Here is a 6282-nt window from a genome sequence, read left to right on the forward strand (position 1 = left end):
GGGCTCCTCCGCCCGGGCCTCGACGCCGGCCGCGGTCCGGAGGGTCCGCAGCAGATCACGCAGGGCGGTCTGGTCGACCACCTCGGGATGATCGAGGAAGATCGCGAGTCCGGTCTCCAGGGTGACGGCCTCGGCCGCGGTGAGCCGGACGGGACGATCGATCCCGGCGGTGAACGTCACCTCGACCAGTTCGGCGTCGTCCAGGTCCTCCGAGGAGAAGGCGAGGTCGATGAGGTCACCCGGCCCGTAGCCGGGTAGACCGCAGGACCACAGCTGCCAGAGCGCGTCCCGCAGTTGTTTCTCCGTCATGCCGAGATCCCGCGCGGCCTCGTCCACGCGCACCGCGCCCCGGGTGTGGAAGTACGGGACGACGCTGAGCAGCGTCGCCAGTGGGACGGCACGGGAGGTCATCGGTCGGCCTCCTCGGCGGCGGAGAGGATCGTCAGGACTCGATCGCGGAGTTCGGCGGGCCGGAGGGCCACGGCGTCGGCGCCCTGGGATGCCACCATCGACGCCAGCTCACCGAGCGGAGCACACACCTCCAGGTCCGCTCCCCCACGCCCGAACCGGTCGGCAGATGCGGCGTCGCGGGCCATCGCACGGAGTTCGGCGGCGTGGCCGTCCGCCGCCCACACGGTGGCCTCGACCACCGGGTTCAGGCGGGAGATGGCGTCGTCGAGGAGCGCCAGCACCTCGGAGGTCCGTGGAACCGGGACGGTCCGGCCGGCCTGGCCCACCCGGACGTCCGAGACCCTCACCAGGCGGAAGGTGCGGGGTTCGCCGCGATCGAGGTCGTGACCGACCACGTACCAGTGTCCCTGTCGGGACCCGGTCCACCACGGTTCGATCCTCCGGGCGCTCGGTGCCGTCTCCCCTGCAGGGGTGTGCGAGAACGTGAGGAGCCGGCCTTCCGCGACCGCCTCCGCGACGACGGCGGCAACCGCGAGTTCGGCCGGGTCCTCCACCGTCACGGTCGCACCGGCGTCGTGCACCGGGTCGATACCCGCGGCGGTGAGCTTGGCCAGAGCCCCGTCGGCCCGGGCGGCCCGCTCGCCCTCGCGCCACACCTCGGAGGCCACGGCCAGCACCCCGGCCTGTTCGGGGGTGAGGGTGATCTCGGGGAGCTCGTATCCACCGGCGGGGATCCGGTAGCCGGCCGGGGACCCCGGCGCCAGCGAGGCTCCCTGTTCGAGGGGGACGCCCACCTCGCGGAGTTCCCGCTTGTCCCGCTCGAACATCCTCAGATATGCGGCCTCGTTCTCGCAGTCGTCGTAACCCTGGACCATCCTGCGGATCTCCCCCGCGGACAGGAAGGCGTTGGTCGACCTCAGACAGATGACGAGGTTGACCAGCCGTTGGGACTTGGAGGTGGGCACGGGCAGGACGCTATCGGCCGAGCGCGGCGATCAGGCCGTCGACACGCGGGTCCTCGGCGGTGAACGGGTCCGTGAGCGCGACCGTGGGCAGGGTGCCTTCGGCGACCTTGAGATGCACCCAGTCCACGGTGTAGTCCCGCCGGGCCGCGGTGGCGGCGGAGATGAAGCGGCCACGCAGCGCCGCCCGGGTGGTCTCCGGCGCGATCCGCCGGGCCCGTTCGATCTCCGGGTCGCTCACCACCCGCGAGACCAGACCACGGCGTTCGAGCACGGAGTGCAGCCCGCGTCCCGGCCGGATGTCGTGGTAGGTCAGGTCGATCTGTGCCAACCGCGGGTGATCCAGGTCGACCCCCGTCCTGCCCTGGACCTGTCGGATGAGCCGCAGCTTCGCGGCCCAGTCGATGTCACCGGCGATCGCGTCGTGGTCGCCGGACTCGATCGCGTCGAGGACCCGCTCCCACAGGGTCACGCACCTCTCCACGACGGGGCGGTCGTCGCGCTCCCACCCGCCACGACCGAGGTGGCGGTGGACCGCGGCCAGGAACTCCCGCTGGATCTCCAGGGCGGTCATCGTGGTGCCGTCGGTGAGGGTGACCGGCCGGGTCCCGGTGAGGTCGCGGCTGATCTCCCTGATCGCGCGGACGGGGTGGGCGATCGCCATCGGGCGCAACGGGACGCCGGCCTCGAGCGTCTCCAACACCAGTCGGGTGCTGGCGACCTTGAGCAGGGTCGTGGTCTCGATCATGTTGGAATCGCCCACGATGACGTGCATACGCCTGAACCGGGTCGAGTCAGCGTGGGGCTCGTCGCGGGTGTTGATGAGGGGGCGCGATCGGGTGGTGGCCGACGAGACACCGTCCCACATGTGCTCGGCCCGCTGGGAGAAGCAGAAGGTGGTCTCCCCGTCCTCGGCGGTGCCCACGCCCGCCGGGGTCCCGGGCAGGATCTTGCCGGCGCCGCAGATGAGCTGCCGGCTCACCAGGAACGGCAGCAGCGTCGTGGCCATGCTCCGGACCTGGGTCGACCGGTCGAGGAGGTAGTTCTCGTGCGAGCCGTAGGAGTTGCCCGCGGTGTCGGTGTTGTTCTTGTACAGGTAGACCTTGGCGTCGATGCCCTCGGCCGCGAGCGACTGTTCGGCGTGGACGGCGAGGTCGTCGATGATCCGCTCCCCCGCCCTGTCGTGGGCGACGATCTGCTCCAGACCGTCGCACTCCGCGGTCGCGTACTCGGGATGGGAACCCACGTCCAGATAGAGGCGGGATCCGTTCTCGAGGAACACGTTCGAACTGCGCCAGCGTTCGACGACGGGACGGAAGAAGTAGCGGGCGATCTCGTCGGGCCCGAGCGAGCGCGAACCCTCGCCACCGACGCTGGTGATCCCGAACTCCGTCTCGATCCCGACGATGCGGCGGATCATGGCGGCCTACTGCCCGCCCTTCTGGACGTAGGACTTCACGAACTCCTCGGCGTTGGTCTCGAGGATGTCGTCGATCTCGTCGAGCAGTGAGTCGGCGGACGAGGTCTGCGCGGTCGCGGCGACCTGCCCGGCCTCGTCGTCCGGCTCGCCTGCGCCGCCGGCGTTCTTCTGGATCTGGGACATCGGGTGGTTCTCCTGTCGTGGTGTGGACGGGACGGGCCGTGTGAGCGGGATGCTCAGCGGAGCAGCGGGCCGTCGGGGCTGAGGAACTCCGGGTGCGCGTCGCAGTGGGCGCGGGTCCCGGTATACGGGTCGGCGAGGTCCACGTGGCGGTGGTCACCGCGGGAATCGACGACGACGACGTGGTCCCACCCCGCAGCGTGGACGCGCTCACCGAGCAGGGCCAGGAAGCGCCCCCGGGCCCAGGCCCGCGTGGACTCGGGAGGGGTGGTCACCGCGGCCTCGACGCGGGCCTCGGTGACCATCCTGCGCATGGCACCCTTGCCCACCAGGCGGTTGTAGAGTCCCCGCTCCGGGTCGATGTCGTGGTACTGGACGTCGATGAGGGCCAGGCGTGCGTGGTCCCATCCCAGGGTGTCGCGTGCCCTGAACCCCTCCAGGAGGCGGAGTTTGGCCGGCCAGTCCAGCCGATCGGCGCACGACATGGGGTCCCGCTCGAGTGCGTCGAGGATCTGCCGCCATTCGGCTAGGACCTCGACGGCCCACCCCGGGCGCCCCGTGCCGTCGCCGACCAGGTCCGACACGCGGCCGAGGATCTCGCGCTGGAGGCCGATCCCCGTGAGCGCCCGGCCGTCGGGCAGTGCGACGGTGGCGGTGAGGGACGGGTCGTGGCTGATGGTGTGTACCGCCTCGACGGGGTCGACCGGGACCAGGTCCGACAGGTCGATCCCCGCCTCGATCGCGTCCAGGACCAGGCAGGTGGTGCCGATCTTCAGGTACGTCGCGAGCTCGGCCATGTTGGCGTCGCCGAGGATCACGTGGAGGCGGCGCCACGTCTCGTCCGGGGCGTGCGGTTCGTCGCGGGTGTTGATGATCCCGCGGCGCAGAGTGGTCTCCAGACCGGTGAACACCTCGATGTAGTCGGCGCGTTGGGAGATCTGGAAACCGGGCTCCTCCCCGGATTGACCTATGCCGACCCGCCCGGCACCGCAGAACACCTGGCGGGAGACCAGATGGGGCGCCAGGCTCATCGAGAGCTCGTCGAAGTCGACCTCGCGACGCACGAGGTAGTTCTCGTGGGCGCCGTAGGACGCGCCCTTGCCGTCGACGTTGTTCTTGTAGAGCTTGAGCTCGGCGTTGCCGTCGACGGCGGACGACTCACGACCGGCCCGGTGCATGATCCGCTCCCCCGCCTTGTCCCAGATCACCGCGTCGATCGGGGAATCGACCTCGGGAGAGGAGTATTCGGGGTGTGCGTGGTCGACGTAGAAGCGCGCGCCGTTGGTGAGCACCCGGTTGCTCACCCCGAACTCGCTCGGATCGTAGGCGCGGGCGGAGCCGAGATCGAAGCCGCGGGCGTCGCGGAGGGGCGATTCGGACCCGTAGTCCCACCGGGTCGCATCGGCGGTCCCGGCGACCTCGCCCGGGTCGGTGTACGCCTTGACCACCTGGGTCGAGGTGACCACCGAGCTGAGCAGCGGCTGACCCACGGCGACGATGCCGAACTCGATCTCGGTCCCGATCACCCGGCCTCTCGCGACCTCGTCGGACGCGTCCCGCCCGGTCGGGGTCACCGCTCGTCCTCCCTGTGCGGCACGATGACCTCGACCACGCGTTCTCCCCGGACCCCCGCGAGACGCGCCCATTCCTGCGGGTTGGAGGTGTTGGGCAGATCGGTGTTCTCCGCGAACTCCGCGTCGACGGCGTCCAGGAAATCGTCGGTCGTCAGACCCTGTCCGGTGCCGTGCACGATGTCCTTGATCGCGATTTTCTTGGCCCGGTCCACGATGTTGCGCAGCATCGCCCCGGAGGTCAGATCCGCGAGATGGAGGGACGACCGTCGGCCGGACGCGTGGACCAGATGCACGTAGGTGGTCGACTCGTCCCTGGTGTAGAGACGGTCGACGATCCGGGTGATGAGGCCGCGGACATGCTCCTCGCCGCCCGCGGAACCGACCTCGTCCGGATCGAACCGTAGATCCGGCGTGATGTACTTGGCGAGGATGTCGGCCGCGGCGTCGGCGTCCGGGCGGTCGATCCGGATCTTGAGATCGAGTCGGCCCGGGCGCAGGATCGCCGGGTCGATCATGTCCTCCCGGTTGGAGGCGCCGATCACGATGACGTTGCGCAGGTCCTCCACCCCGTCGATCTCGGCGAGGAGCTGAGGGACGATCGTGGTCTCCATGTCGGAGGAGATGCCCGACCCGCGGGTGCGGAAGATGGAGTCCATCTCGTCGAAGAACACGATCACCGGGTTGCCCTCGGTCGCCTTCTCCCGAGCCCGCTCGAAGATCGACCGGATGTGCCGCTCGGTCTCGCCCACGTACTTGTTGAGCAGTTCCGGACCCTTGATGGAGAGGAAGTAGGAGTTGGGGTACCGGCCGTTGCTGGTGTCCTCCCCCCGCGACGTCGCCGAGGCCAGCGCCAACGAGTGCGCGACCGCCTTCGCGATCAGGGTCTTGCCGCACCCGGGAGGGCCGTAGAGCAGCACCCCCTTCGGCGGGGCGAGATGGAACTCGCGGTAGAGCTCATGGTGGACGAAGGGCAGTTCGATGGCATCGCGGATCTGCTCGATCTGTGCGCCGAGACCACCGATGTCGGAGTACTCGACCATCGGGATCTCTTCGAGCAGGAGCTCGTCGACCTCGGCCTTGGGCACGACCTCGAACGCCACGGCGGCCTTGGGGTCCACCAGGACCGCGTCGCCCGGGCGCACCGGCGCCGGGTGGTCGGCGGTGCGTCCTCCGCGCAGACCGGACGCCAGATGGACGACGTGCTCCTCGTCGTTACCCATCACCACCCGGGCCCGCACCCCGTCGGCCAGCACGTCCCGGAAGACCGCGGTGACGCCGGTGACGGGGAGGCCGGTGCAGGCCTCGATGACGGTCATCGCCTCGTTCAGTCGGACGGTGACGCCCGCCGCGAGGACGGTGGGGTCGACGCCGGGCGCCAGGGTCAGACGCATCCGTCGACCGGCCGCCATGACCTCCGCGGTATCGGCGTCCAGGGGGTCCTGCAGCACGATTCCGTAGGTACTCGGGGGCGTGCCGAGCCGTTCGACCTCGCCCTTGAGGACCTGCAGCTCATCGCGGGATTCCTTGAGCAGTTCGGCGAGTCGGACGTTGCGGGCGCCGAGGGCGTCGATCTTGACCGACTTCTCGCGGTCCGTGCGCGCACCCTCGTCGACGGCGTCGCGCAGTCGCGCGAGCTCGGCCCGGTCCAGCGTCACGCTGTCGCCGCCCCGCTCGCCCGGGGAACGTCCCTCGGTCACCTCGATCACCCGCCCTCCGACTCGCGGACGACATCCTC

Annotated in this window: 5 protein-coding genes and 1 pseudogene; all 6 read right to left on the reverse strand. The window is 70.1% G+C overall.

Annotation, left to right across the window (positions count from 1 at the left end):
• Positions 1-411: pseudogene (locus IY392_RS11255) on the reverse strand (WYL domain-containing protein); the annotation flags it as partial.
• Entirely contained in the window at positions 408-1376 is a 969-nt protein-coding gene (locus IY392_RS11260) for a YafY family protein (protein WP_194861263.1), read from the reverse strand. The gene IY392_RS11260 and the pseudogene IY392_RS11255, both read right to left, overlap by 4 nt.
• A gap of 10 nt (positions 1377-1386) precedes the next feature.
• A complete protein-coding gene (gene pafA / locus IY392_RS11265) occupies positions 1387-2793 on the reverse strand; it encodes a Pup--protein ligase (RefSeq protein WP_194861264.1) in 1407 nt (468 codons plus the stop codon).
• Between the two features lie 6 nt (positions 2794-2799).
• Positions 2800-2976: a ubiquitin-like protein Pup gene (locus IY392_RS11270; RefSeq protein ID WP_107756448.1), complete on the reverse strand. Its 177-nt coding sequence runs from the start codon at positions 2974-2976 to the stop codon at positions 2800-2802.
• Positions 2977-3029: 53 nt separating this feature from the next.
• Positions 3030-4547, reverse strand: coding sequence for a depupylase/deamidase Dop (gene dop / locus IY392_RS11275; RefSeq protein ID WP_194861265.1), 1518 nt, complete (start codon positions 4545-4547; stop codon positions 3030-3032).
• On the reverse strand, positions 4544-6282 hold a 1739-nt coding region (gene arc / locus IY392_RS11280), incomplete at its 5' end, for a proteasome ATPase (RefSeq protein WP_228549304.1). The genes dop and arc, both read right to left, overlap by 4 nt.

Source organism: Dietzia sp. SYD-A1, assembly GCF_015356725.1.
GTDB lineage: Bacteria > Actinomycetota > Actinomycetes > Mycobacteriales > Mycobacteriaceae > Dietzia.

Excerpts from the sequence above, each read along its gene's own strand:
- IY392_RS11270 (WP_107756448.1), bottom strand. The coding sequence starts at position 2,976 with ATGTCCCAGATCCAGAAGAACGCCGGCGGCGCAGGCGAGCCGGACGAC.
- pafA (WP_194861264.1), bottom strand. The coding sequence starts at position 2,793 with ATGATCCGCCGCATCGTCGGGATCGAGACGGAGTTCGGGATCACCAGC.